Genomic DNA, 24,177 nt, shown 5'->3' with positions numbered 1-24,177 from the left:
GTGACCGACGACGCCCGCGACGCCGGCGAGGCCGCCGCCCATATCCGGGTCGTCGCGCTCGACGCGAGCGCGCTGATGGCGCCGGTCGAGGCGGACCTCCGGCTGTTCGAGGAGCTCGACCGGCTCCTCGGCGCCCACGACGCCGTCGTCCCGGCGGCGGTCGTGTCGGAGCTCGACCGGCTGCAGGGCGGGAACGGCGCGGAGGCGACCGCGGCGAGCGTGGGCGCGGACCTCGCGACGCGGGCGGAGACGGTGGAGACGAACGAATCGTACGCCGACGACGCGCTCGTCGAACTGGCCGTCGAGGGCCGGGTCGACGGCGTCGTCACCAACGATCGACCGCTGGCGAACCGGGTGCTGGAGGCGGGCGCACCAGTAATCGGTTTAAGGGGTCGGAACACACTGGCGATAACGGAACCCTAGCGGACGCGGACAACCAACGAATATGTACAAACGAGTTCGACTCAAGGATACGGTCGAGGTACCGCCGAAACACCTGGCGGACGTCACCGACGAGCGGGTGAAAGCCCTGCTGCAGGACAAACTGGAAGGACGAATGGACGAGGACGTGGGGAGCGTCGTGAGCGTCATCGAGGTCCACGACATCGGCGACGGCGCTGTGTTGCACAACCGTCCCGGCGTCTACTACGAGGCGGAGTTCGACGCGCTGACGTACGACCCCGACATGCAGGAGGTCGCCGACGGAACGGTCGTCGAGACGGTCGAGTTCGGCGCCTTCGTCGGGATCGGCCCGGTCGACGGTCTGTTGCACGTCTCGCAGATCACCGACGAGTACCTCACGTTCGACGGGGCGAACCAGCAGCTCGCCTCCTCGGACTCCGACAAGACCCTCGGCGTCGACGACGCCGTCCGGGTGCGCGTGGTGACCAAGAGCATCGACGAGCGCAACCCGCGCGACTCGAAGATCGGGCTCACCGCGAAACAGCCCGGTCTCGGGAAGCACGACTGGCTGGAGGGTCAGCGACAACACCGCGAACAGACCGGTGAGGAGGCCGACTGATGGCCGAGGACCGCCTGGCGTGTCGTGAGTGCCACCACGTCAACGACCCCGACTCCCAGACCTGCGAACACTGCGGGTCGTCGTCGCTCACCGAGGACTGGGCGGGCTACGTCATCATCACCCAGCCCGAGGAGAGCCAGATCGCCGAGGAGATGAACGTCACGAAGCCCGGTTCGTACGCGCTGAAGGTCCGATAGGACGACGACGGTTCGCGGCGAGGGGTCGCAGTTACGGTTTCAACCACGCTCCCACTCATGCTCACGCTCCCCGAATCCCTGCGCGACGCCTTCAAGGAGCCGCTCGGCCCGGTGACGACGGACGCCGACGAGCTGCTTGCGGGCGCGGCTGAGACCCGCGCCGAGCGGGTCGCGCCCGACGCCCCGATAATCGCCGTCGGAGATGTGGTCACGTACCACTTGCGAGAGGCGGGCCGCGTCCCCGACGTCGCGCTTATCGACGGCAAGACTGAGCGCGAGGCGGTCGACGCGGCGATCGAGTCCGCGCTCTCGGCCGCGGACGCCCGCCGGATCGCCGTGGAGAACCCCGCCGCGGCGCTGTCGGCGGAGCTGCTCGCGGCGCTCCGCGAGGCGCTCTCCGACGCCGACCCGGTCATCATCGAGGTGACCGGGGAGGAGGACCTGGCCGCCCTGCCGGCGATTCTCACCGCGCCCGACGGCGCGAGCGTCGTCTACGGACAGCCGGGCGAGGGGATGGTCCGCGTCCCCGTTACCCCCGAGTCCCGCGCCGAGGCCCGGGAGCTGTTCGAGGCGCTCGACGGCGACGTCGAGGCGGCCTACGAGGCGCTCGGTCGGGCCCCCGACGGCGATCAGTGAGATCCGGTCGGAAGGCGACCGTGAACGGATCTCGACGGCACCCCCGCTTCGAAATCCTTTTACAGCTTTCGGGGGGATATACGCCTAACTGAACCATGGACGTCGATATCATCTCCGAGGAGGAGAACCCGATGTTGCACCGCACGGACATCCGATTCGAGACGACTCACGAGGAGGCGACGCCCTCCCGTCTGTCGGTCCGCGACTCGCTCGCGGCCAAGCTCGACAAGGCCTCCGAGGAGGTCGTCGTTCACGAGCTCGACACGAAGTTCGGCATGCGTAAGACGGTCGGCTACGCGAAGGTGTACGACAGCGCCGAGGACGCGCTCGACGTCGAGCAGGAGTACATGCTCGAACGCAACAAGATCGGCGGCGAGGGCGACGCGGACGCCGAAGAGGCCTAACGCCAGCCGAATGCGCGTTCTCGGCATCGAGGGGACCGCGTGGTGTGCGAGCGCCGCCCTGTACGACGCCGAGACCGACTCCGTTCTCATCGAATCGAACCCCTACGAGCCGGACAGCGGCGGCATTCACCCGCGCGAGGCGGCCGAGCACATGTCCGAGGCGATCCCAGAGGTCGTCGACGAGGTTCTCGCGGCGGCGGAGGCCCAACACGGTCCGGACGCGATCGACGCGGTCGCCTTCTCGAAGGGTCCGGGCCTCGGTCCCTGCCTCCGCACGGTCGGCACCGCGGCCCGGGCGCTCGCGGGGGCGCTCGACGTGCCGCTCGTCGGGGTCAACCACATGGTCGCGCACTTGGAGATCGGTCGCCATCAGTCGGGCTTCGAGAATCCGGTGTGTCTGAACGCCTCCGGCGCGAACGCCCACCTGCTCGGCTATCACGACGGGCGCTACCGCGTGCTCGGGGAGACGATGGACGCCGGCGTCGGCAACGCGATCGACAAGTTCACTCGCCACGTCGGCTGGGACCACCCCGGTGGACCGAAGGTCGAGGCGGCGGCGCGGCGCTACGCCGAGGCGAGCGACGACCCGGGAGAGCTCTTCGACCTCCCGTACGTCGTCAAGGGGATGGACTTCTCCTTCTCCGGGATCAGCTCCGCGGCCAACGACGCGTACGACGACGGGACGTCCGTCGAGGAGCTCTGCTTTTCGCTGCAGGAGCACGTGTTCGCGATGCTCACCGAGGTCTCGGAGCGCGCCCTCTCGCTGACGGGCGCCGACGAGCTCGTCTTGGGCGGGGGAGTCGCGCAGAACGACCGGCTCCGCGAGATGCTGTCGTCGATGTGCGCGGCCCGCGGCGCGGAGTTCCACGCCCCGGAGCCGCGTTTCCTCCGTGACAACGCCGGGATGATCGCCGTGTTGGGCGAGAAGATGGCGCGGGCCGGCGACACCGTTCCGATCCCGGAGTCCGCGATCGACCCGAACTTCCGCCCGGATCAGGTGCCGGTGACGTGGCGAAGCGGCGAGTCGGTCGCTCGCGGGCGCGCTCCCGGGGAGGGAACCTCCGGGAGTGACGCCGATCGACGGGGCGCCGAAGCGACGGTGGAAATCGTTGCGGGAGGTGACGAAAGCGGAGGGGGCGGCGACGGGCGGAGCGACTCCGACGCCCTCGACCGACGCGTGATCAAGCGCCGCGTCCCGAAGGAGTACCGCCACCCCGCGCTCGACCGGACGCTCAGGCGCGACCGGACCGTCGCGGAGGCCCGGCTGACGAGCGAGGCGCGCCGCGCGGGGGTTCCCACCCCGCTGGTGTACGACACCGACGTGCCGAACGCGACGCTAACGCTCCAGTACGTCGGTGACCGCGACCTCGCCGCCGCTCTCGACGGAGGGACAGAGCGCGTGGCGTCGGTTGGGCGGCACCTCGCTCGGCTCCACGACGCGGGCATCGTTCACGGTGATCCGACCACGCGGAACGTGCGGGTGGGCGCAGGCGGATCCGGCGAGCGGTCGTCGACCGAGGCCGGCGGCCCAAGCGCGGCCGACGCGGCGACCGTCGACGACCGGACCGCGCTCATCGACTTCGGGCTCGCCTACCACACCGGTCACGTTGAGGACCGCGCCATGGATCTCCACGTGTTCGAGGGGTCCGTCCGTGCGACTGCGACCGATCCGGACCCCCTTATCGAGTCGTTCGAGACCGGATACGCGGCCGTCGGCGACGACGACGTTCTCGAACGGCTCCGCGACGTGCGGGGTCGCGGGCGATACCGGTGAGCGGCCGGGGGCGGGATCGGTGAACCGGCGGCGACCACGAACGACGCCGCGTTGCGCCACGCTTTATATGCCCGGCGAGTGATGTACCGGTATGGCAGACAAACCGTCTTCGGGGGAGATCCTCGGGATCCCGTACAACTTCGAGCGGCCGAGCCTCGGCCGGCTGCTCTCGTCGTACTGGCAGCCCGACAAGGGAATGCTCGTGGAGAAGCCGTTCGGCATCGGCTACACGCTGAACCTCGCGAACTGGCGGTCGTGGATCGTCCTCGCCGTCGCCGGCGGGCTCTACTACCAGCAGACCCAATCGGGCGGGTCCGCCGGAGCGTCCGACGACGACGCGGACGCGAGCGACGAGCCGGTCGAAGTGATCGTCGACGACGACTGATCGGCGGCGGCAACCGATCCGCGGCGACTGATCGCCGCTCACATTCCGCGGTCGGAGGCGACCGGCCTGCCTCGGTTTTCAGATCCGATTTCGAGACGGTTTCTTTTAAATACTAGAGCATCGTACCGGAAGTAATGAAAGTCCAGTTCGAGTGTTCGTGCTCGGAGGAGATCTCCGAGTTCACTCGCGGGCAGACGAGCCGCGGGGTCCACGTCGAATGCGGGAACTGCGGCGCGGTGTACGCGGTCACGATCACGGAGCTCGACTAGGCCCGCCTCGGTTCGGTCCCCCGTCACCTCCCGGCTCAGTGGTTTCCCTTCTCTCGGTTCGGCCGTTTGCTTCCCCTTAGCCGTCGTCGACAGCCCTTCCACCGCTCCCGTCCGCGACCGCGCTGGCTCCCGCCGTGTCGCCCCCGCTCGGTGACTCTCGGCAGGCGCATTCCGTCGACGCGGTCGGACCGTCGACCGACTCGAACCGGAGCCGGACCGTGGTCCCGTCGTCGGTCGTCTCGAACCCGACGGTTCCGCCCTGTGTCTCGCACATCCACTTGACGAGCCACAGTCCGATGCTGCTCGCGTGCGACAGCGGCGTCTCCTCCTCGGCGCGCAGCACCGCCCGCTCGTCGTCGGGGATCCCCGGCCCGTTGTCGCGGACCTCCAGACAGGTCGTCGACCCGTTCTCGGTGACGCGGGCGTCGATTCGACGCACCGACTCGTCGTTGTGCGTGACGGCGTTCTCGAACACCTCCCGGATCGGGTACTCGACCGACTCGTCCGCGCGGATCCACGCCTCGGTGGGCGCGTCGACGGTGAGCGAGACGTCCGCGCGGTCGATGTTTGCCGCGGCCTCGCGGACCGCGCCGACGAGATCGATCCGCCCGCTCGGGGGGGCCGGCGACGCGTCCTCGATGACGCGCAGTTTCTCGCTGATTTCGACCACGTCGTCGGTCGTCTCCCGGATCGTCTCTAGGCACTCCTGGCTCCGCTCGTCGTCGATCCGGTCGGAGAGCAGGTCGGTGTATCCCTGAATGACGTTGAGGTCGTTCCGCACGTTGTGTCTGAACACTCGACTCAGAACCTGAAGCTGCTGATTCGATGTCTCGAGTTCGCTCCGAGCGGCGATCGCACGTCGCTGCTGGTACGCCGTCGCGCCGTAGAGGACCAGCGACGAGACGACGACGAACGCCCAGCCGTCGGCGGCTCGTACCGGCGTCCACGTCGAGAGCGACCCGACCGCGGACGCGACCGCGAGATCGGTCGAGACGACGAACACCGCTCCCAGACAGAGATACGCGACGGCGAGCTCCCGCGGGGAACGGCCGAAGACGAGATCGGATTTTAATTTCATTTATAGTTCACTAAACCCAGCCAGTTGTCGAGGTAAGTAACGGCTATCACCGGGACGTATTAAACCTTGATTGAGGTCACCACGGCTTGCAGTCGAGGCAGACCCGATCGCCCTCGTCGAGCCAGCGTCGTTCGACGCGTTCGCCGCACCGCTCGCAGTCGGCGCCGTCGGTGGTCCACGTCGCCGTCGCCGTGACTGGGGGCGGGTCGTCGACGGCGGCTCGGTCCGGTTCGACGGGCGACGAGTCACCGCCAGTGGTGTCGGTGTCCGCGGCCTCGGCAGGTTCGGTATCCTCGTTCGATCTCCCGAACTCGTCGAGCGAGCGGTCCTCGGGCATCTACTCCTCCCGGCGGAGCCGCGCCACGACGTAGTCGCGCTCCAGTTCGCCGAGGAACTCGCCGAGGCGGGGGCCCTGCGTGTCGTCGAAGAAGAGCCGGTAGCCGGCGGCGAAGAAGTCGCTCACCTCCACGTCGTGTGCGCGCGCCGTCTCGTACATCTCCGACTGGATCGCGTCGCCGTCGTGGCCGGCCGCGACGAAGTCAGCGAGGTCGTCCAGTGCGGCCGCGACATCGGCGTCGAAGTCAACGTCGGGGAGCTCCGTCTGGAGCCGATAGTCGTACTCGTTGGCGGTGCGCTCCGCCCAGCTGCGCGCCTTCTCGACGCGGGCGAGAGCGGCCTCGACGACCTCGTCTGAGGCGTCGTCGGGGATGTGTCCCTCGTCGCGGGCGAGCCGCTCGCGGAAGTCGGGGTCGTCGACCATCCCGAGCACGGCCGCGAAGGTGTACGGGAGCCGGACGGGCTTCTCTTCGGGCGGGTCGTCCGCGCGCCCGACGACGAACGGATAGGCGCGCTCGGCGAAGGCGGTCAGGTCCTCGTCGTCGACCTCGCCGAAGTACGCGCGTTCGAACCGGTCGAAGCGGTCGACGAGCTGGTCGAGACGCTCGATATCGAGGTCGCGGGACTTCTTCGGATGGAGCGCGAAGAAGTACCGAAGCACCGCGGGTTCGAGCAGTTCGAGCAGTTCGGGGACGGTGACGATGTTACCGGCCGACGAGGAGAGCGGCTCGCCGTTGAGCGTGAACCACTCGTACACCATCGGCACCGGCGGCTCGACCCCGAGGACGTTTCGCGCCACGTCGACGCCCGAGGGCCACGACCCCTCCGCGTGGTCCTTCCCGAACGGCTCGAAGTCGACGCCGAGCACGTCCCACTGGCCGGGCCACTCCAGCCGCCACGGGAGCTTCCCCTCGCGGAACGTGGCGGTCCCCTCGTGGCCGCACCCCTCGATCGTCTCGTCGCCGACGTCCATGTCGGTGCAGACGTACTCGACGGTCTCGGCGTCGACGTCGACGCCCGTGACCGTCTCCGTGATCTTCCCGCACTCGGCGCACACCGGGTTGAACGGGACGTACTCGCCGTCGACCTTGTCCTGGTACTGCGAGAGCACCTCCCGGACGCCGTCGAGGTCCGAGAGGACGGTCCGGGTCACGTCGTCGAAGGAGCCGTCCGCGTACAGCTCCGTGTTCGAGACCATCTCGACCGGAATCCCCAGCCGGTCCGCGTCGGTCTTCAGGAGGGCGGCGAAGTGGGCGGCGTACGACTCGCGCTCGCCGAACGGGTCCGGGATCGCGGTGTACGGCTTCCCGAGGTTCCGGCCGAGCGCGCCGGCGTCGACCTCGCCGAGTCCGACGATCTCCCCGTCGGCGTTCGCCAGCTTCCGGGGGAGCTTGCGGAGCGGGTCCTTGTCGTCGGAGGTGAACACCTGCCGGACCTCGCGGCCGCGCTCGCGAAGCACCGCGGCGACGAAGTAGCCGCGGATGATCTCGTTGAAGTTGCCGAGGTGGGCGACCCCCGAGGGGGAGACGCCGCCCTTGATCACGATCGGCTCGTCGGGGTCGCGCGCCTCGATCTCGTCGGCGACCACGTCGGCCCAGAAAGCCCGAAACTCCCCGCCGTCGTCCTCGCCGACTTCGTCGTCGGTTCCCTCCGCGGAGCCGGCTCCGCGGGCCTGCTCGGAGAGGATGTGCGGGGAGTCGTCGGGCGCCGAATCGCCGGGCGCCGAATCACCGGGCGCGTCGGCCGCGGAGGCGTCGTCGGCGCTCACGCGTCGCTCGCCCCCGTCCAGTAGGTCGGCTCGTCGCTTCCGGTCGGAACCACGTCGGTGCCGGTGTGCTCGCCGCGGAGCACGGCGTCGACGACCGCGCTCGGGTCGGTGCCGTCGAGGACGATCGAACGAATGCTCGCGCGGTCGATCAGTTTGGCCGCGAGCAGATCGACGGGGGCGGACGCCCCCGCGTTCCGGCTCATCGGGAGCACGATATCGACGAGCTCCGCCGGCGACATCGACCCGAACTGCGTCGCGTTCTCGTCGACGTTGGGGTCTGCGTCGTACACGCCGTCGGCGCTCGTGGCGTACACCAGCAGGTCGGCGTCGATCGACTCCGCGAAGGCGGCGGCGACCGCGTCGGTCGTCTGGCCGGGGGTCACACCGCCCATCACCGCTACCTCCCCGCGGCGGAGGGCGGCGGCCGCCTCGTCGTACCCCGTCGCCGGCGAGAGGTTCGCGCTACCGTCGAGCGCGGCGATGAGCAGGCGGGCGTTGAGCCGGGTCGTCCCGATACCGAGCTGGTCGAGTTCGACCTCGTTCGCGCCCAAACCCCGCGCCGTCTCGATGTATTCGCGCGCGACGCCGCCGCCGCCGACGACGACGCCGACCTCGCAGCCGTCCGCCACCAGCCGCTCGATCGCCTCGGCGTACGCGGCCACCCGGTCGGGGTCCAGATCGGGCGCGAGCACGCTCCCGCCGATAGAAACGACGACTCTCATTACGGCCGAATACCCCTGTCGCGGTCTTAAGGATTATCAAGCGGGACTGGCGGATGGCGGAGACAGCGGGGGCGCCGGCACGAACGCGGGTTTGCCCCTCCGCCCGGGAAACGCCTAAGCCGTTCGCAGCCCGCGTTGGGGTATGCAACCGATATCGATCGTCGGCCCGAGAGCGACCGACCTCGCGGGGCCGATCGCGAACCGGCTCGACGGGCGGGTGGCGATCGTCGACTGCGCAGGCGAAAGTGAGCGCGCCCGCCGGTCCGCCGATCCCGAGGCGACCGACGGCGGCATCGCGGTGCGACGGGACGGCCCCGACGACGAGGGGGGACCGGCGACCGAAGCGGCCGCCGACACGGCGATCGCGGTCGACGCCGACGGCTCGTGGACGGGTCGCGGCCGCGTGGACGGGCTCGACGACCTCCTCGACGGGCTCGCGCCCGATCACGACTACCTCGTCGCGGTCGGGGAATCCCGTCTGCGCGTCCCGACGGTCCTGCTCGGCGCGGACGCGGAGCCGGCGGACGTCCCCGGGTCGGTCGTCGCTGCCGCCGACGCGCCCGACGGGATCGACCTCGACCGAGTCGTCGCTGACCTGGCCGACGCGGAGCCGTGGATCACTCGGGAGATGCTCGTACGCCGGGTGAAGGCGTCCGCGGACGCGGACCGAGCCGGCGCGATCGCGACGTTCACCGGACGCGTCCGCGCGCGAGACGCCCCCGACGACGACCGGACGACCCACCTCGCGTTCGAGAAGTACGAGGGGGTCGCCGCCGAACGAATGGACGCCATCGCGGCCGAGCTGGCCGAGCGCGACGGCGTGTTCGAGGTCCGGATGCATCACCGGACGGGGGTGATCGAGGCGGGCGAGGACATCGTGTTCGTCGTCGTCCTCGCGGGCCACCGTCGGGAGGCGTTCCGAACCGTCGAAGACGGGATCGACCGGCTGAAAGACGAGGTGCCGATATTCAAAAAGGAGGCCACGGAGGCCGAGGAGTTCTGGGTCCACCAGCGGGAGTAACGCGCTGGCGGTGCGATGGCGACGCGGGCGCTCGGAAGGCGGGCGTCGACCGCGCGGACGAGGACTCCGCGCACTTTGTCGGCTGTTTTTGCCGGTTGATGCCGGGATCGCGCACCGACTGACCCGAACCTGATAGACTCGGATCGATCCAAATCGAACTGTTCTCAGGAGTCTATAAAACGTCTAACGCGATCTCGAACGTTTGTGAATGGTCTGTCTGACACCTTTCACCGCTCCCGCGTGGCCTGAAACGCCATGAAAGCCGCTGAACGCCCCCCAACGGTCGTGTCTTTATAACACCCTCCGGGGACAAGCGGTGAGTGTATCATGAGCGCGACTGCGAACCCCTCCACGACCGCGACAACGACCGACGACCTCAGCAAGGAAGAGCGGCTGAAGCGGTACCTGCTCGACCGCGCGGAGGACGGCGAGATGTACTTCAAGGGGAAGTTCATCTCCGAGGACGTCGAGCTCTCGCCGAAGGAGATCGGCGCCCTGATGGTGAAGCTCCGCGACTCCGCCACGGAGCTCACCGTCGAGAAGTGGTCGTACACGGGCGCGACGACCTGGCGCGTCGAGCCCGCCTGATCTCCGGAAGCGTCACCGTCGAACAGCGCGCTCGCGCGCGTCCCCGCATCACACCACGCTGACAGGCCTCCACAACCACGCTGACAGGCCTCCACAACCACGCTGGCAGGTCTCCACAACCACGCTGACAGACGCCGACGCCGATCCCCCGGTCCCCTCCTCTCCGCTGGTGACCGGTCTTCGTCCTTCTGAACCGCCACTGATCGCCGTCCCGCCGATCGGCGCACGTTTCGCCGCCGGCGAAGCGATCGGGGCGGACGCCTCGCCCGACGCGGGGTTTATACTCGCCGACCAGTTACGACCGACGATGCCAGAACACGAGGACGGGGAGCCGTCGGCGGCGTCCGACGTTCCGCGTCCGGAGCCGCTCCGGACGTTCTTCCGGATCGACGAGGTCCGCCGGGAGGACGGCCGCGTTCGGTACGTCGGGGAGTCGTACATCCCGGAACGTACGCTGTTGCGGAAGCTGGTCCCGCAGTTCCGCGACGCCGGGTACGACGTCGACTTGGAGACGGTCGAGGGCGGCCACGTCGTCGTCGCGACGCCGTTCAACCACGGGCGGGACGGGATCCCGTGGGTCAACGTCGCCATGTTCGCGGCGACGATTCTGTCGACGCTGTTCGTGGGCGCGTACGGATGGTACTACATCGGGTGGGAGGAGATCGCCGCGAACCCGCTGGTCATGCTGCGGGCGTGGCCGTTCACGGCCGCGGTGCTCGGCGTCCTGATGACTCACGAGCTCGGGCACTACGTCGCCGGGCGGTACCACGGCGTCGACGTCTCGCTGCCGTACGTCATCCCGTTCGTCTTCCCCTTCGGAACCCTCGGAGCGATCATCCGGATGCGGGGCCGGATGCCCTCGCGGAGGGCCCTGTTCGACATCGGGGTCGCCGGCCCGATCGCGGGGTTGGTCGCGACCGTCGTCGTCACCGCGATCGGGCTCTCGCTGGACCCGATCCGGGTTCCGGCCGAGATCGCGAACGCGTCGGGGACGATGATCCGGTTCAACAACCCGCCGCTCCTGGGTATCATCGCCGATCTCCTCGGTCAGCCGACGGCGTACGAGGACCCGACCCTCTCCGCGCACCCGGTGGTGATCGGCGGCTGGGTCGGGATGTTCTTCACCCTGCTCAACCTCCTGCCGGTCGGCCAGCTCGACGGGGGCCACATGGTCCGGTCGATGATCGGCCCGCGACAGGAGACGGTCGCGGCGCTGGTCCCCGGCGTCCTCTTCTCGATCGCCGCGTACCTCTACTTCTGGCGCGGATTCGGGCTCGACCAGTCGGTGGGGCTGTGGGCGTTCTGGGGCGTGTTCTCGCTCGTGATCGCGTTCAACGGTCCCGCGAATCCCGCCGACGAGGAGCGGCTCGGCTGGCCTCGGATCGCCGTTGGAATCGGAACGTTCGCGGTCGGCGCGCTCTGTTTCCTCCTCGTTCCGGTCGAGGTCGTCTCGGCGTGAGCTCGGCGGACAACAGTCCCGACGGGCCCCGGCGTGACCGGCGCTAGTCCTCGCGCCGCTTCTTCATCCCCTGTCTCGTGAACTGGGGTTTCGCGCGGATACCGCGCTTCTTCCGGAACGAGCGGTAGAGCGCCACGGCGAGGGGAGCGGCGAGCAGGAGCACGACCGCCGCGAGCCGCCACGACTGGGCGAACGAGTAGAGGATCGTCGCGGAGAGCACGCCCACGGCGAGCAGCACCGAGTAGGCGATCCGCATCGCGAGCTTGTCGAGGACGTTCGAGCCGTCGTCGATCGTGACGTCGACGTGGAGGTCGCCGCGGTTCGCTCGTTCGAGGAAGTCGTCGGCCTTCGGCGGGACCGTGAACAGCGCCTCCGCCGTCTTCTGGGCCTGCTGTCCGGCGTCCTCGGCGAGGTTGCGGGCGGTCTGCTCGTAGTACCCCTCCTCCTTGAGGTACTCCGTCGCGGTCGAGATGAAGTCGAACTCGGGGTCGAGGGTGACGCAGACCCCCTCGACGACGGTGGCGACGCGGAGGACGAGCGCGAGGTTCGGCGGGAGCCGGAGGGGGAACTCGTAGATGGTCGACTCCACCTGTTCGATGATCTGGTTCACCTGGTACTGCTCGATGTCCTCGCCGCTGGCGTCGGCGATGGCCAGCTCCATCACGTTCCCCATCACCTCCCGGTCGGCCTCCGGCGAGAGGGTGCCCATCGCGATCAGCGTGTCGAGGATGCCGTCGATGTCCTGCCGGGCGACCGCGACGTAGAAGTCGACGATCTTCTCCTGGACGAACGGGTCCACTCGCCCCGCCATCCCGAAGTCGTAGAAGATCACCCGCCCGTCGTCGTCGACCGCGAGGTTCCCCGGGTGGGGGTCGGCGTGGAACACCCCGTCCTCGATGATCATCTGGAGATACACCTCCTGGAGCGTCTCGGCGATGGCGTTCCGGTCGATCCCGGCGTCGTCGAGGGCGCCGACGTCGCTGATCTTGGTACCGGGGATGTACTCCATCGTGAGCACGCGGGGCCCGGAGACCGCCTCGAAGGCGGTCGGGATCCGGATCCGGTCCTCGTCCGCGAAGTTGTCGCGGATCTCCTCGAGCATCTCGCGCTCGCGCTTGTAGTCCATCTCCTCGCGGATCGTCTTCGAGAACTCGTCGGCGAGGTTCTCCAGGGAGAACGCCCGCCCGCTGCCGATGAACTTCTTGATCAGCGGGATCGACCACCGGATCGTTCGGAGGTCGGCCTCGACGAGCGACTCGATGTTCGGACGCCGGACCTTCACCGCCACGTCCGTCCCCTCGTAGCGGGCGGTGTACACCTGCCCGAGGCTCGCGCCGCTTATCGGCTCCCGGTCGAAGTCGTCGAACGTCTCGTCGACCGCCCCGAGTTCGTCTTCGAGGACGGTCTTCGACTCCTCCCACGGGGCCGGCGGCACGTCGTCTTGGAGCCCCTCCAACACCTCGATGTACGCCGGCGGGAGGATGTCCGGCCGCGTCGAGAGGATCTGTCCGAGCTTGATGAACGTGGGGCCGAGCGTCAGCAGGATGTCGAGGAGGACGGCGGCGCGCTCGCGCTGAGTCTCGGCGTCGACCTCGCGGCCTCCGCCGAACAGGAAGTACCGCTTCCGGTCCCGCCAGTAGGCGACGATCAGCGGCGAGAACTGCCGCATGACCACGAAAAACCGCCAGTACGCGCGGAGGTTAACCAGCGTAACCACCCGTCAGGCGTCGGCCTCGGAGCCGCCGTTGTCGGTCCCTTCATTACCGGCCTCGTCGACCGGGATGTTGCGGGAGGTGTCGCCGGTCCGCTTGGGGATCGTCACTTCGAGCACCCCGCGGTCCATCTCGGCGTCGGCGCCGCTGCCGTCCGCGTCTGCGGGGAGGGGGAGCTCAGCGTCGAGGAACAGGGGCCGGTCCTCGCGCACGTAGCGGAACCCCTCGGGGGCCTCCTTCTCGCGGCGCCCCTCGATGACGATCCGGCCGTCCTCCGCGAGCACCTCGGTGGTCTCGGCGGCCGCGCCCGGAAGGTCGACGACGAGCACGTACCCCTCGTCGGATTCGAGCAGGTCCGCAAACACCGCGTCCGGGAGGTCCCGGAGCGCGTCGCGTAACGCTGACATGCACACGGGTACGGTCGCCGCGGCGAAAAAGGTGTGGAAAGGGGGGACGGTCCCGCTCGGCCGAGATCAGCCGTTCCGGTCGAAGTCGAGGTCGATCTCGCCGATGTCTTCCCCCTGCGACTCGCCCGGGACGATGTCTCCGAGCCCGGCGCCGAACGCCGCGGCGGCCCACACGACGAGCACGCGAGCGCCCCGCTCGGCCCCGGTCGGGTCCCCCTCGTGGAGCCGACCCCACAGGAGCAGCATGAGCGTCGAGGTGAAAAGAGAGACGAGCAACACCCCGGCGTACCGCCGCGGGATCAGACCGAAGATCGGGTGCCTGATCTCGATCTGGCGGAAGTCGGCGAAGTAGAGCAGTCCGGCGGTCATGACGAGGACGAACGCCACGTGCGCGAGCAGGAAGACGGGGACGCCCCCGACGGTCGCCGCGGCGAACCAGGCGGCGATCTCGAAGACGCCGCCCTCCACGAGCAGGGGGAGCGAGAAGAGGACCGACCCGACGAACGCCTCGGCCATGTCGCGGGAGGTGTACTTGGTGATCCGCGTCGTGAAGGCGGCGCTACCGGGCATGCGCTCCACGAGCGAGATGGTCTGCCGAACCTTCTCGCGCTCGTGCCCCTCGTCGACAGTGTCGCTCAGGGCGTCGAGCTTCGCGAGCAGGTCGTTGATGTCCGGGTCCGCGGGGCCGTGTATCGAGGCGCCGGGCTCCCGCGAGGCGTCGGACGCGGTGTCACCCTCCCGAGAGCCGGACTCTCCCTGCGAGTCGGAACTCCCCCGGGAGCCGGAACCCTCCTGCGAGCCGGAGCGATCGGAGCCGCGGTCGGAGCCGGAGCCGTCCATTGGGCTCCGATCGAGACCGTCGTTTAAAAAGGATACCGGCGATCGGCAGAGACGAGGGGCGTCGAACGATTTAAGTAGTGTTGTGTGTTATCATGTATCACGAGGTGAGTGAGAAACGTATCGAAGACCGAAACCGACGGCCGACGACGACCGGGAGGTATCGCTTCGAGTTCTGTCCAGACGGCTTCCAGGCACAGGCCGCGTCTCCGGACGGGAACGCGGTCTGGACGACCGCTTCGCTCGCCGCATCCTTTTAGTATCCGCGTGAGAAGACGGCCAGCCGCCGCTACGACTCCGCGGAAAGCCGCGAGCAGAACGCCGCGAGCGCCGCGTTGAACGCCGCCGGCTGTTCGAGCATCGCGAGGTGGGCGGCGTCCTCGACCACCGCGCGCTCGCAGCTGTCGATCCGGTCCGCGAGGTAGTCGTGGTACTCGACGGGCGTGAGCGCGTCGTGTTCGCCGACGACCGCGAGCGACGGGACCGCGATCTCCTCGAGCCGGTCGCGGACGTCGAAGGCGTGGCAGGTGCGGAAGTCGCGTTCGGTGACGGCGCGCCCGCAGTCGCGCATCCCGGCGCGCGACAGCTCGACGTACTCCGGCGGCGCGTCGTGGAACAGCCGGTCGGGCTCGTGGAGCAGCTCTATCGCTCGGTCGAAGTCGTTCGCGAGCGCGTCGCGGAGGGGCTCGGCGACGGCGAGCTTCGCCCCCGTCCCCGCGAGCACGAGGCCGTCGAGCGCGAGGTCGCGCTCCAAGGCGACCCACAGCGCGACGGCCCCGCCCAGCGAGTTCCCGCAGAGGACGGTCGCGTCCGTCGCCTCGGCGACCGAGACCACGTCGTCCGCGTACGCGTCGAGCGCCTCGCGCCCGGCGGACGCGTCGACGTCGTCGCTGTCGCCGTGGCCCGACAGGTCGAGCGCGACGGCCGGGAACCGATCGCCCACGCGCGCCTGCGCCTTCCAGACGTCCTTGCTCCCGCCGCTCCCGTGGACGAAACACACCGTCGGCCCGTCGCCGCCGCGGTCGGAGACCCGATAGGCGGTGTCGCGGCCGTCGTGGGTGACCCGCTTCATACTCGTCCTCCCGCGCGGGAGTTGATAAACGTCCGGCGCCCCCGCCGGACGCACTGGCGGGAGACGCGGCGACCGGATCTCCCCCTCGCCGATCCCGAACCGCAACACTACCGATGCGCCCCTTGAAATCTCACGTCATGCGATTTTTAGCGACATATTTATATACTCTCGCGCCTAACTTGTAGTTAGCATGAATCACCAACAGACCCGATCGACCGGCGACGGCGCGTTGCTCCGCCGGTACGAGTACGAGGACGGGTGGGTCGTCGCCGCCGATCTGGGCGCCGACGCCGAGAACGTCTCCGTCGACACCGTCGGCGACACCGCGATCGTCGTGATCGAGGGCGACGGCGAGCCCGTTGAGTCGGAGTTCGAGCTCCCGGGCGCGGCCGACTCGGTCGCCGTCGAGAACGGCGTGGTCACCGTGGAGGGCGACACGGCCGAGGGCGACACCGCGGAGGGCCAGCGATGAAGCTCACCGTCAGACCGCTGAAACAGAAGGACGCCGGGCGCCGCCTCGCGGCGATCGACCGCGTCGCAGCCGACGAGCTCGGGCTCTCCGGCGGGGACATCGTCCGCGTCGAGGGGTCGGATGGGGCCGCGATCGCCCGCGTCTGGCCGGGGTACCCCGAGGACGACGGAACCGGCGTCGTGCGCATCGACGGTCGGCTCCGCCAGGAGGCCGACGTCGGGATCGACGACCGCGTGACCGTCGAGTCGGTCGACGTCTCGCGGGCGGAGTCGGTCACCATCGCCTTCCCGAGCCAGCTCCGCGTCCGCGGGCAGATCGCCCCGTTCATCCGCGACAAGCTCTCCGGGCAGCCGGTGACCGAGGGGCAGACGATCCGCACGTCGATGGGCTTCGGCCTGATGGGCGGCCAGTCGCAGGCGGTACCGATGAAGGTCGCGTCGACCACTCCCTCGGGAACCGTCGTCATCACGGACGACACCGAGATCGAGATCTCCGAGGTCGCCGCCGAGGAGCTGACCGACCGGAGCGAGGCCGGTGACGGCTCCGGCGAGGGGCCAGACGTGACCTACGAGGACATTGGCGGGCTCGACGACGAGCTCGAACAGGTCCGGGAGATGATCGAGCTGCCGATGCGGCATCCGGAGCTGTTCAAGCGCCTCGGGATCGACCCGCCGAAGGGCGTCCTCCTGCACGGCCCGCCGGGCACGGGGAAGACCCTGATCGCCAAGGCCGTCGCCAACGAGATCGACGCGAACTTCCACACGATCTCCGGCCCGGAGATCATGTCGAAGTACTACGGCGAGTCGGAGGAGAAGCTCCGCGAGGTGTTCGAGGAGGCGTCCGAGGAGTCGCCCGCGATCATCTTCATGGACGAGCTCGACTCGATCGCGCCGAAACGCGAGGAGGCGGGCGGCGACGTGGAGCGTCGCGTCGTGGCCCAGCTGCTCTCGCTGATGGACGGGCTCGAAGAGCGCGGCGAGGTCGTCGTCATCGGGGCGACGAACCGCGTCGACGCCATCGACCCCGCGCTCCGTCGGGGCGGCCGGTTCGACCGCGAGATCGAGGTCGGCGTCCCCGACCGCGAGGGCCGCAAGGAGATCCTGCAGGTCCACACGCGGAACATGCCGCTGGTCGAGGAGATCGACTTGGACGAGTACGCCGACAACACCCACGGCTTCGTCGGCGCGGACCTCGAATCGCTGGCGAAGGAGTCGGCGATGCACGCGCTGCGTCGCATCCGCCCCGAGATCGACCTCGAAAGCGACGAGATCGACGCCGACGTGCTGAACTCCATCCAGGTCACGGAGTCCGACTTCAAGGAGGCGATGAAGGGGATCGAACCCTCCGCGCTCCGCGAGGTGTTCGTCGAGGTCCCGGACGTGAGCTGGGACCAGGTCGGCGGCTTAGAGGGCACCAAAGAGCGGCTCCGCGAGACGATCCAGTGGCCGCTTGAGTACCCCGAGGTGTTCGAGGAGCTCGACATGGAGGCCGCCAAGGGCGTCCTGATGTACGGCCCGCCGGGAACGGGGAAGACCCTGCTCGCGAAGGCCGTCGCCAACGAGGCGGAGTCGAATTTCATCTCGATCAAGGGGCCCGAGCTGCTGAACAAGTTCGTGGGCGAGTCCGAGAAGGGCGTCCGCGAGGTGTTCAGCAAGGCCCGCGAGAACGCGCCGACGATCGTGTTCTTCGACGAGATCGACTCGATCGCGACCGAGCGCGGCAAGAACTCCGGCGACTCCGGCGTCGGCGAACGCGTCGTCTCCCAGCTGCTGACGGAGCTCGACGGGCTCGAGTCGCTGGAGGACGTGGTCGTCATCGCGACGACGAACCGCCCGGACCTCATCGATTCGGCGCTGCTCCGCCCCGGCCGGCTGGACCGCCACGTGCACGTCCCCGTGCCCGACGAGGACGCGCGCCGGAAGATCCTGGAGGTCCACACGCGGAACAAGCCGCTGGCCGACGACGTCGACCTGGACGCGATCGCTCGGAAGGCGGAGGGATACGTCGGCGCCGACATCGAGGCGGTGGCCCGCGAGGCGTCGATGAACGCCTCCCGGGAGTTCATCGGCAGCGTCTCGCGCGAGGAAGTGACCGAGTCCGTCGGCAACGTCCGGGTGACGATGCAGCACTTCGAGGACGCCCTCGACGAGGTGAACCCGAGCGTCACCCCCGAGACGCGCGAGCGCTACGAGGAGATCGAAAAGCAGTTCCAGCGGTCGGAGGTCGAGTCCGCGGAGACCGAACCCGGAACCGCGTTCCAGTAGTCGGTCCGAATCCGGACCGGCCCGCAACTGCGGATTTTGTCAAACGACGCTCGGCTTAGACGACGCCCAGCGTCGACAGCAGGTAGAGCACGGCGACGACGACGATCCCGATCGTGACGAGCCGCCACGCGAGCTTCAACACGAACTTCCCGAGGACGATCACGACCGCGACGGCGACGAGTGCGACGAGCAGTTGTCCGGTCGGGGTGGCGAGGATGCCGGCCTGAAGCGGTACCGTGGCCGCGAGCGCGGCGAGCGAAGCGGTCATGTCCGGGTCCACGGCGAGGCCCGGTATAAGCTTGTGGGGCGAGGGCGACCGATCGGTCACCTGTTTCCGACAGCAGTTATCCGTTTCTGACAGGTCTGCGCAAGAACTGGGGCTGAGCGCGACGAACGATCACCACCGCGGCGGCTGCGAGTGCGGTACCGTGCCGCATTCGTCGGCGGATCGCCGTCGAACAACCCCCCTTTTGTTCCGGTGGGGAGACGCCCCGTTGCCGCGGTTTTTTCGGTCGTCGATCAGTTTCACTCCGGTCTGGCTACGCTTATGTGTCCGGAGCCCGTCCGTTGCCGACGTACCGAAATCCAGCGTCAGACGCCCGGAACGGACGTTGCATAACGAATCGTACATATAGGCGCCTGTCGGGTCCGGACATCCGAACGTACAAGGGCCCGCCTCGCCAGTACCCCAACACTACAGATGATCCATATCCCACGCCAACCGAGCGGGGTGGCCGTCGAATGAGCAGCGACGGCGTCGCCGCAGACGAACTCGAACTGCCGATCAAACGCACCACGGGCGAGACGATGGAGGAGCGTCTCACCGCCAACGCCTACCACAACATCCTGCCCGCGCGCTACCTCCGGAAGAACGCGGACGGGGAGGCGATCGAAGATCCCGAGGAACTGTTCGACCGCGTCGCGCGCAACGTCGCGCTCGCGGAGGCGGTCTTCGAGGCCGAGAAGCAGGACGTCGAGGTCACGGTCACGCCCGACCAGCTGAAGCCCGATCACCCGCGGCGCGACGAGCTCGCCGAGGAGGTCTTCGGGACCGGAACGACCGCCGACGACGACGCTGAGACGACGCTCACCGCGCACAACGTCAACAAGTTCGCGTACGACACGGTCGTCCCCGAACTGCCCGAGAGCGTGCGCGATCACGTCGAGGCGACCGCGGACCGGTTCCGCGACGGGATGGAACGGCTCTCCTTCATGCCGAACTCGCCGACGCTGATGAACGCGGGCGACGAGCTCCAGCAGCTCTCCGCCTGCTTCGTCGACTCCCCCGACGACGACATCACGGACATCCACCAGACCGCCAAGGAGGCGGCCGAGGTGTTCCAGTCCGGCGGCGGCATGGGGTACGCGTTCTGGAAGCTCCGCCCCTACGGCGACTCCGTCGGCTCGACGGGCGGTATCGCCTCCGGCCCGATCACGTTCATGCGGACGTTCGACCAGATGTGCGAGACGATCGCGCAGGGCGGCGCGCGCCGCGGCGCCCAGATGGGCGTCATGCGCGTCTCGCACCCGGACGTGATCCAGTTCATCCACTCGAAGAACAAGGACGTCTCGCTGGCCCACTCGCTGCGGCTGAACGACCCCGACGACTTCACGCACAACTCCTTCGCGGACGCCTTAGAGGAGGCCCGCGACCTCATCGACGAGGACGGGAAGGTGCCCGAACACCTCCGGAACGCGGTCGAGGGCCACCTCTCGAACTTCAACATCAGCGTCGGCGTCACCGACGACTTCATGGAGGCGCTGTACAACGACGAGGAGTTCACCTTCACCAACCCGCGCACCGAGGAGCCGCACGTCGCGACCCCCGAGACGAAGGAGATCTACGACATGTTCGGCCTCGGCGAGCACGTCGAGGTCGGCGAGGTCCTCTCGATCCCGGCCCAGGAGCTGTGGGACGACATGATCGAGGGCGCCCACGAGAACGGCGAGCCGGGCGTCATCTACCTCGAACGCGTCAACAAGGAGCACTCCTTCGACACCGAGGAACACCCGGACCACCGGATCCTCGCGACGAACCCCTGCGGCGAGCAGCCGTTAGAGGAGTACGAGGCGTGTAACCTCGGGCACATCAACCTCTCGACGCTCGCGGCGCAGGACGCGCCGGACTGGCGGGTCTGGTCCGCGGAGCACGCCGACGAGTACGACTCGCAGGCGGCGGCGATCGACGCCTTCCTGGACGAGGCGATCGACTTCGAGGAGTTCGACGAGCGGATCGACTACGGCACTCGCTTCCTGGAGAACGTGGTCACGATGTCGGACTTCCCGGTCGAGAAGATCGAACAGAAGGTCCGAGACATGCGGAAGATCGGGCTGGGCGTCATGGGGCTCGCGCAGCTGTACATCCAGCTCGGGATCCAGTACGGCACCGAGCCGGGCAACGAGGTCGCCCGCCAGCTGATGACCCACATCAACCACGCGTCGAAGCAGACCTCCCACGAGCTCGCGAAAGAGCGCGGAACGTTCAACGACTGGGAGGACTCGAAGTACGCGGACCCCACCGAGTACCGCGACTGGTTCGAGCACTACACCGGCCTCGACGCCGACGAGTGGGAGGACGGCTTCCCGATGCGCAACCACAACACGACGACGATCGCGCCCACGGGCACGACGTCGATGATCGGCAACACCACCGGCGGCTGTGAGCCGATCTACAACGTCGCCTTCTACAAGAACGTCTCCGACGACGTGCAGGGCGACGAGATGCTCGTCGAGTTCGACGACTACTTCCTGCGCACCTTGGAGGCGAACGACGTCGACGTCGACGCGGTCAAACAGGAGGCCCAAGAGCAGATGGCCACGAACGAGTTCGACGGCGTGGACGGGCTGGAGACGGTTCCGGACGCGATCGGCGAGCTGTTCGTCGTCACCGGCGACCTCTCGGGCAAGCAGCACGCGGCGGTCCAGTGCGCGTGCCAGGAGGGCGTCGACTCCGCCATCTCGAAGACGTGTAACTTCCCGAACGACGCCACCGCCGAGGAGATGGAAGAGGTGTACCGCTACATCTACGACCACGGCGGGAAGGGCGTCACCGTCTACCGCGACGGCACCCGTTCGAAGCAGGTGCTCACGACGCGCGCGAAGAACACGGAGTTCGCCGACGAGAGCGAGGCGGCCGAGGCGATCGTCGAGCAGATCGGCGAGGTGTTCGGCGGCATCGAGGCGTTCCTCGACAACGAGGACGTGCAGGCGGCGATCGACGCGGAGATATCGGACCTGCTCGAAGCCAGCGAGCAGCCCCAGATCGATTACAGCGAGCGCAGTCCCCGCCCCGACTCCCTGAACGGCGTCACCCAGCGGGTCGAGACGGGCTACGGCAAGCTGTACGTCACCATCAACGAGGACGAGAACGGGCTGCCGTTCGAGCTGTTCGCGAACATCGGTCACTCCGGCGGCTACACCAACTCATTCACGGAGGCGCTCGCGAAGGTCATCTCGACGGCGCTCCGCTCGGGCGTCGACCCCGAGGAGATCGTCGACGAGCTGCAGGGGACCCGGAGCCCGAAGGTCGCGTGGGACAAAGGCGAGCAGATCCAGTCGATCCCGGACGCGATCGGCACTGCGCTCCGCCGCTACCTCGACGACGAGATCGACAAGGGGATTCCCCAACAGCAGAGCCTCGACGACGTGGAAGGCGTCGCCGAGCCGCCGAGCCAGACGGACGGCGGCGCGGTCGACGCCGGTACCGCGACCGACGCCGGCGCGGCGACCGACGCCCCCGCCGCTGGCGGTTCCGAGGCCGCGGACGACGCGACCGGCGCCGACGACGCGATGCAGGAGCTGATCGCGGCGGGCGAGTCGCCCGAGTGTCCCGAGTGCGGCGGGATGAACCTCTACTACTCCGAGGGCTGCAAGACGTGCGAGTCGTGCGGCTGGTCGGAGTGTTAGACGGGTCTGACCGGCGGTAACGAGCTGTTCGACGACGCGATTTTTTCGACGGTGCCAGGACGCGAGCGACAACCCTCGCCCACTCAGACGCATCTCTGTCGACCCGACACACGTATTCCCGCCGTCGATCGGCGGACGGGTGCGAGGCTCCCACGCTTCGAAAAACGGAAAGCCGCGGCCGCAGAAAACTGTCGTCAGTCGTCTTCGAGCGCCTGCGCGATGCGCTGGAGCTGACGGGTGGCGTCGCGGACCTCGTCGCGGAGCTGGCGCACCTCGCGGACGAGCTCCTCGTTGCCGGCCTGATCGCCGCGGTCCTCGCCGCGCCCGCCGGCACCGCCCGGGCCGCCGCCCATCCCGGGCGGGCCGCCCGCGCCGCCGGGACCGCCGCCGCCCATCATCCCGGACATCATCTGCGCGAAGGGGTTGCCGCCGCCGCCACCGCCGCCGCCCATCCCGGGCGGGCCGCCGCCGCCCATCATCTCCTCGGGATCGGGACGGTCGCCTTCCTCGCGCTCCTGCTCGCGTCGCTCGCGGATCTCCTCGACGCGCTCGCGGAAGGATTTCTCCTCGCCGTCGTCGCCCTCGGCTCCGGCGGCGCTGTCGCCCTGTTCCTCGCCGGCGTCGGTGGCGTCGTCGTCTGCCATGGGCCTCGGTTCGGCGTCCCGGCCGAAAAGGGTTGCCGTGCCGCCCGTGACGGTGCGTTTATAAACCGCGACGACCGCTCAAGTCGAGATCCGCCGCGCGATCGGCCCGGACTCGGGGTCACGTCCGTACCATGCGGTGGCAGTTCGGGCACTCCGCGGTCTCCGCGTCTCCGCCGGCGGCCGGTACGTGATCGCCGCAGTTCGGACACCGCGTCCGAGTGCGCGCGTACTCGGTGCTCGATCGGACTGACGGCCGCTCGGTGTCGTCGGTCATACACCATTGTCAACAAGTATCACACAAATAGGTTACCGATATACTCCTAAAACATCATTTAGGCCGTCGGAGCGGTCCGAACGGGGCCGCTCCGTCACTCACTCGTGACCGGAGACGCGGACCGGCTCGTACGGCTCTTCGAGCCACTCGATGTCGGACCCCGAGAGGTCGATGTCGAGCGCCTCGACGGCGTCTTCGAGGTGTTCGACGCTGGTCGTCCCGACGATGGGGGTGTCGACTCGCTCCTTGTGGAACAGCCACGCCAACGCGATCTGCGCCATCTTCACGCCCTTCTCGTCGGCCAGTTCCGCGACGCGCTCGTTTACCGCCGGGCCGCCGCCCTCGCGGTAGGGGTGCTCGTAGAGGTGCTCTTCGGTCTCTCCGCGGAGCGTGGCGTCCACGTCCTCGTGCGGGCGCGTGAGGTACCCGCGCGCGAGCGGGCTCCACGGCATCACGCCGATTCCCTCCTTCTCGCAGAGGGGGAGCACCTCGCGCTCCTCCTCGCGGTACGCGAGGTTGTAGTGGTTCTGCATGGTGGCGAACCGCTCGTACCCCTCCCGGTCGCTCGCGTGCAGCGCCTCGGCGAACTGGTGGGCCCACATCGAGGAGGCACCGATGTGACGGACCTTGCCACGCCGGACCGCGTCGTCGAGCGCGGCCAGCGTCTCCTCGATCGGCGTCTCGTAGTCCCAGCGGTGGAGCTGATACAGGTCGATCGTCTCCATGCCGAGCCGATCGAGGCTGTGCTCCAGTTCCTGTTCGATCGCCTTCCGCGAGAGCCCGCCCGAGTGCGGGTTCGACTCGTCCATCTGAAAGTACGCCTTCGTGGCGACGACGCTCTCCTCGCGGTGGCCCTCCAGCGCCTCGCCGAGGACGCGCTCCGACTCGCCGTTCGAGTACATGTTTGCGGCTGTCTCTTATACACATCTCT

At 68.6% G+C, this 24,177-nt stretch carries 25 protein-coding genes and 1 pseudogene; 14 read left to right on the top strand and 12 right to left on the bottom strand.

Going from position 1 to position 24,177, the window contains the following annotated elements:
* The 8 genes from C471_RS06045 to C471_RS18180 all read left to right on the top strand — a co-directional run bounded on the left by C471_RS06045 (window position 1) and on the right by C471_RS18180 (window position 4,686).
* Window positions 1-423 carry a PIN domain-containing protein gene (locus C471_RS06045; protein ID WP_004047160.1) on the top strand — a complete coding sequence of 141 codons (423 nt, stop codon included), beginning with the start codon at window positions 1-3 and terminating at the stop codon, window positions 421-423.
* Window positions 424-445: 22 nt separating this feature from the next.
* Window positions 446-1,021, top strand: coding sequence for a DNA-directed RNA polymerase (locus tag C471_RS06040; RefSeq protein ID WP_004047159.1), 576 nt, complete (start codon window positions 446-448; stop codon window positions 1,019-1,021).
* Window positions 1,021-1,218 carry a transcription elongation factor subunit Spt4 gene (gene spt4 / locus C471_RS06035; RefSeq protein WP_004047158.1) on the top strand — a complete coding sequence of 66 codons (198 nt, stop codon included), beginning with the start codon at window positions 1,021-1,023 and terminating at the stop codon, window positions 1,216-1,218. The genes C471_RS06040 and spt4 overlap by 1 nt, the downstream gene beginning before the upstream one ends.
* A gap of 57 nt (window positions 1,219-1,275) precedes the next feature.
* Complete coding sequence (locus C471_RS06030) at window positions 1,276-1,854, top strand: GTP-dependent dephospho-CoA kinase family protein (RefSeq protein WP_004047157.1); 579 nt, start codon at window positions 1,276-1,278, stop codon at window positions 1,852-1,854.
* A gap of 95 nt (window positions 1,855-1,949) precedes the next feature.
* Window positions 1,950-2,258, top strand: a complete 309-nt coding sequence (locus tag C471_RS06025; protein WP_004047156.1) for a 30S ribosomal protein S24e — start codon at window positions 1,950-1,952, stop codon at window positions 2,256-2,258.
* 10 nt (window positions 2,259-2,268) lie between these two features.
* Entirely contained in the window at window positions 2,269-4,032 is a 1,764-nt protein-coding gene (locus C471_RS06020; protein ID WP_004047155.1) for a bifunctional N(6)-L-threonylcarbamoyladenine synthase/serine/threonine protein kinase, read from the top strand.
* A 91-nt stretch (window positions 4,033-4,123) separates the two neighbouring features.
* Entirely contained in the window at window positions 4,124-4,417 is a 294-nt protein-coding gene (locus tag C471_RS06015) for a DUF5808 domain-containing protein (RefSeq protein WP_004047154.1), read from the top strand.
* A gap of 134 nt (window positions 4,418-4,551) precedes the next feature.
* Window positions 4,552-4,686 (top strand): hypothetical protein, encoded by a 135-nt coding sequence (locus C471_RS18180; RefSeq protein WP_004047153.1) that lies wholly within the window; start codon window positions 4,552-4,554, stop codon window positions 4,684-4,686.
* 76 nt (window positions 4,687-4,762) lie between these two features.
* Here the strand turns inward: C471_RS18180 and C471_RS06010 are convergent, their stop codons facing one another.
* From C471_RS06010 to pyrH, 4 genes are all read right to left on the bottom strand, one after another.
* Window positions 4,763-5,764: a sensor histidine kinase gene (locus tag C471_RS06010; RefSeq protein WP_004047152.1), complete on the bottom strand. Its 1,002-nt coding sequence runs from the start codon at window positions 5,762-5,764 to the stop codon at window positions 4,763-4,765.
* A 76-nt stretch (window positions 5,765-5,840) separates the two neighbouring features.
* Window positions 5,841-6,101, bottom strand: coding sequence for a DUF7573 domain-containing protein (locus tag C471_RS06005; protein WP_004047151.1), 261 nt, complete (start codon window positions 6,099-6,101; stop codon window positions 5,841-5,843).
* Window positions 6,102-7,868: a lysine--tRNA ligase gene (lysS, locus tag C471_RS06000; protein ID WP_004047150.1), complete on the bottom strand. Its 1,767-nt coding sequence runs from the start codon at window positions 7,866-7,868 to the stop codon at window positions 6,102-6,104.
* Window positions 7,865-8,590, bottom strand: coding sequence for a UMP kinase (pyrH, locus tag C471_RS05995; protein WP_004047149.1), 726 nt, complete (start codon window positions 8,588-8,590; stop codon window positions 7,865-7,867). Before pyrH ends, lysS begins: the two co-directional genes overlap by 4 nt.
* Window positions 8,591-8,732: 142 nt before the next feature.
* On the opposite strand from pyrH, the gene C471_RS05990 reads away from it, so the two are divergent.
* The 3 genes from C471_RS05990 (at window position 8,733) to C471_RS05980 (ending at window position 11,658) form a co-directional block, all read left to right on the top strand.
* Window positions 8,733-9,611, top strand: coding sequence for a molybdopterin synthase (locus tag C471_RS05990; RefSeq protein WP_004047148.1), 879 nt, complete (start codon window positions 8,733-8,735; stop codon window positions 9,609-9,611).
* Between the two features lie 327 nt (window positions 9,612-9,938).
* A complete protein-coding gene (locus C471_RS05985) occupies window positions 9,939-10,199 on the top strand; it encodes a DUF7123 family protein (RefSeq protein ID WP_004047147.1) in 261 nt (86 codons plus the stop codon).
* A gap of 307 nt (window positions 10,200-10,506) precedes the next feature.
* A complete protein-coding gene (locus C471_RS05980; protein ID WP_004047146.1) occupies window positions 10,507-11,658 on the top strand; it encodes a site-2 protease family protein in 1,152 nt (383 codons plus the stop codon).
* Window positions 11,659-11,701: 43 nt separating this feature from the next.
* On the opposite strand, the gene C471_RS05975 is transcribed toward C471_RS05980, so the two are convergent.
* From C471_RS05975 to C471_RS05960, 4 genes are all read right to left on the bottom strand, one after another.
* Window positions 11,702-13,375, bottom strand: coding sequence for an ABC1 kinase family protein (locus C471_RS05975; protein WP_049909022.1), 1,674 nt, complete (start codon window positions 13,373-13,375; stop codon window positions 11,702-11,704).
* 3 nt (window positions 13,376-13,378) lie between these two features.
* A complete protein-coding gene (locus C471_RS05970) occupies window positions 13,379-13,777 on the bottom strand; it encodes an Hsp20/alpha crystallin family protein (RefSeq protein ID WP_004047144.1) in 399 nt (132 codons plus the stop codon).
* Between the two features lie 66 nt (window positions 13,778-13,843).
* Complete coding sequence (locus C471_RS05965) at window positions 13,844-14,617, bottom strand: hypothetical protein (RefSeq protein ID WP_004047143.1); 774 nt, start codon at window positions 14,615-14,617, stop codon at window positions 13,844-13,846.
* Window positions 14,618-14,903: 286 nt separating this feature from the next.
* A complete protein-coding gene (locus C471_RS05960) occupies window positions 14,904-15,686 on the bottom strand; it encodes an alpha/beta fold hydrolase (RefSeq protein WP_004047142.1) in 783 nt (260 codons plus the stop codon).
* 190 nt (window positions 15,687-15,876) lie between these two features.
* Here C471_RS05960 and C471_RS05955 point away from each other — a divergent pair, with 190 nt between their 5' ends.
* Window positions 15,877-16,158, top strand: a complete 282-nt coding sequence (locus tag C471_RS05955; protein ID WP_004047141.1) for a DUF7127 family protein — start codon at window positions 15,877-15,879, stop codon at window positions 16,156-16,158.
* On the top strand, window positions 16,155-18,422 hold the full coding sequence (locus tag C471_RS05950) for a CDC48 family AAA ATPase (RefSeq protein WP_004047140.1): 2,268 nt from the start codon (window positions 16,155-16,157) through the stop codon (window positions 18,420-18,422). Before C471_RS05955 ends, C471_RS05950 begins: the two co-directional genes overlap by 4 nt.
* A gap of 55 nt (window positions 18,423-18,477) precedes the next feature.
* On the opposite strand, the gene C471_RS05945 is transcribed toward C471_RS05950, so the two are convergent.
* Window positions 18,478-18,717, bottom strand: coding sequence for a hypothetical protein (locus C471_RS05945; RefSeq protein ID WP_049909029.1), 240 nt, complete (start codon window positions 18,715-18,717; stop codon window positions 18,478-18,480).
* A 446-nt stretch (window positions 18,718-19,163) separates the two neighbouring features.
* On the opposite strand from C471_RS05945, the gene C471_RS05940 reads away from it, so the two are divergent.
* Entirely contained in the window at window positions 19,164-22,328 is a 3,165-nt protein-coding gene (locus C471_RS05940) for an adenosylcobalamin-dependent ribonucleoside-diphosphate reductase (protein WP_004047138.1), read from the top strand.
* 194 nt (window positions 22,329-22,522) lie between these two features.
* On the opposite strand, the gene C471_RS05935 is transcribed toward C471_RS05940, so the two are convergent.
* The 3 genes and pseudogenes from C471_RS05935 to C471_RS05930 all read right to left on the bottom strand — a co-directional run.
* The gene (locus C471_RS05935; RefSeq protein WP_004047137.1) at window positions 22,523-22,972 is read right to left on the bottom strand and encodes a hypothetical protein; all 450 of its coding nucleotides are present in this window, start codon (window positions 22,970-22,972) and stop codon (window positions 22,523-22,525) included.
* A gap of 118 nt (window positions 22,973-23,090) precedes the next feature.
* Window positions 23,091-23,246: a hypothetical protein gene (locus C471_RS17605; RefSeq protein ID WP_169332423.1), complete on the bottom strand. Its 156-nt coding sequence runs from the start codon at window positions 23,244-23,246 to the stop codon at window positions 23,091-23,093.
* 98 nt (window positions 23,247-23,344) lie between these two features.
* A pseudogene (locus C471_RS05930) lies at window positions 23,345-24,154 on the bottom strand (aldo/keto reductase); the annotation flags it as partial.
* Window positions 24,155-24,177: the final 23 nt, after the last annotated feature.

Origin of the sequence: Halorubrum saccharovorum DSM 1137 (assembly GCF_000337915.1) — an archaeon.
In the GTDB taxonomy this organism is placed as follows: domain Archaea; phylum Halobacteriota; class Halobacteria; order Halobacteriales; family Haloferacaceae; genus Halorubrum; species Halorubrum saccharovorum.
This window is presented reverse-complemented; position numbering and strand designations above follow the sequence as displayed.

What these genes read in the sequence shown, in the direction of transcription:
- pyrH (WP_004047149.1), bottom strand. Translation starts at nt 8,590, where the DNA reads ATGAGAGTCGTCGTTTCTATCGGCGGGAGCGTGCTCGCGCCCGATCTG.
- C471_RS05950 (WP_004047140.1), top strand. Translation starts at nt 16,155, where the DNA reads ATGAAGCTCACCGTCAGACCGCTGAAACAGAAGGACGCCGGGCGCCGC.
- C471_RS06005 (WP_004047151.1), bottom strand. Translation starts at nt 6,101, where the DNA reads ATGCCCGAGGACCGCTCGCTCGACGAGTTCGGGAGATCGAACGAGGAT.
- C471_RS05965 (WP_004047143.1), bottom strand. Translation starts at nt 14,617, where the DNA reads ATGGACGGCTCCGGCTCCGACCGCGGCTCCGATCGCTCCGGCTCGCAG.
- spt4 (WP_004047158.1), top strand. Translation starts at nt 1,021, where the DNA reads ATGGCCGAGGACCGCCTGGCGTGTCGTGAGTGCCACCACGTCAACGAC.
- C471_RS06025 (WP_004047156.1), top strand. Translation starts at nt 1,950, where the DNA reads ATGGACGTCGATATCATCTCCGAGGAGGAGAACCCGATGTTGCACCGC.
- C471_RS18180 (WP_004047153.1), top strand. Translation starts at nt 4,552, where the DNA reads ATGAAAGTCCAGTTCGAGTGTTCGTGCTCGGAGGAGATCTCCGAGTTC.
- C471_RS06015 (WP_004047154.1), top strand. Translation starts at nt 4,124, where the DNA reads ATGGCAGACAAACCGTCTTCGGGGGAGATCCTCGGGATCCCGTACAAC.
- C471_RS06030 (WP_004047157.1), top strand. Translation starts at nt 1,276, where the DNA reads ATGCTCACGCTCCCCGAATCCCTGCGCGACGCCTTCAAGGAGCCGCTC.
- C471_RS05985 (WP_004047147.1), top strand. Translation starts at nt 9,939, where the DNA reads ATGAGCGCGACTGCGAACCCCTCCACGACCGCGACAACGACCGACGAC.
- C471_RS05990 (WP_004047148.1), top strand. Translation starts at nt 8,733, where the DNA reads ATGCAACCGATATCGATCGTCGGCCCGAGAGCGACCGACCTCGCGGGG.
- C471_RS17605 (WP_169332423.1), bottom strand. Translation starts at nt 23,246, where the DNA reads ATGACCGACGACACCGAGCGGCCGTCAGTCCGATCGAGCACCGAGTAC.
- C471_RS06020 (WP_004047155.1), top strand. Translation starts at nt 2,269, where the DNA reads ATGCGCGTTCTCGGCATCGAGGGGACCGCGTGGTGTGCGAGCGCCGCC.
- C471_RS05955 (WP_004047141.1), top strand. Translation starts at nt 15,877, where the DNA reads ATGAATCACCAACAGACCCGATCGACCGGCGACGGCGCGTTGCTCCGC.
- C471_RS05970 (WP_004047144.1), bottom strand. Translation starts at nt 13,777, where the DNA reads ATGTCAGCGTTACGCGACGCGCTCCGGGACCTCCCGGACGCGGTGTTT.
- C471_RS05960 (WP_004047142.1), bottom strand. Translation starts at nt 15,686, where the DNA reads ATGAAGCGGGTCACCCACGACGGCCGCGACACCGCCTATCGGGTCTCC.
- C471_RS05980 (WP_004047146.1), top strand. Translation starts at nt 10,507, where the DNA reads ATGCCAGAACACGAGGACGGGGAGCCGTCGGCGGCGTCCGACGTTCCG.
- C471_RS05940 (WP_004047138.1), top strand. Translation starts at nt 19,164, where the DNA reads ATGAGCAGCGACGGCGTCGCCGCAGACGAACTCGAACTGCCGATCAAA.
- C471_RS06010 (WP_004047152.1), bottom strand. Translation starts at nt 5,764, where the DNA reads ATGAAATTAAAATCCGATCTCGTCTTCGGCCGTTCCCCGCGGGAGCTC.
- C471_RS05935 (WP_004047137.1), bottom strand. Translation starts at nt 22,972, where the DNA reads ATGGCAGACGACGACGCCACCGACGCCGGCGAGGAACAGGGCGACAGC.
- C471_RS06040 (WP_004047159.1), top strand. Translation starts at nt 446, where the DNA reads ATGTACAAACGAGTTCGACTCAAGGATACGGTCGAGGTACCGCCGAAA.